The sequence below is a fragment of the Nonomuraea rosea genome (genome assembly GCF_039539705.1).
Classification (GTDB): Bacteria; Actinomycetota; Actinomycetes; order Streptosporangiales; family Streptosporangiaceae; genus Nonomuraea; species Nonomuraea rosea.
Map to the genome: position 1 here is coordinate 1 of NZ_BAABDQ010000133.1, position 378 is coordinate 378.

Here is a 378-nt window from a genome sequence, read left to right on the forward strand (position 1 = left end):
TAGAGTTGCTGATACCACCACAACAACGCCAACGCGATGCGGCATTGCCAGGTACAAAATGATGTTACTCAACGCCCATCCGTAGGTCAACCCACCAACGAGGTATCCATGCCCACACAAGACGGCGCACCCAAGGCCGCAGCCAAGGAGGGCATCAAGGCCGCACGACGAGCAGACGCAGAGGCAACACTTGCGATCTTCTCCAAGCGTCTGAACCGGATCACCACAGCGCTATCGGCCCTCGAAAACACGCCTGAAAAGGCGGAGGAAATTGGAACGAGCGCAGCCCTGATGGACGCCCTGCAACACTGTGCCCAGGCCAAGGAAGAACTCGATGTCCTGGTCCAGCGGTTGAGCGCGTACCTGGTCCTAGAGCCC

The 378-nt window shown here is 58.7% G+C and carries 1 protein-coding gene; it reads left to right on the forward strand.

From position 1 onward, the window contains the following. Positions 1-108: 108 nt before the first annotated feature. The coding region (locus tag ABEA43_RS67740) for a hypothetical protein (protein WP_345581563.1) at positions 109-378 on the forward strand (270 nt) is incomplete at its 3' end.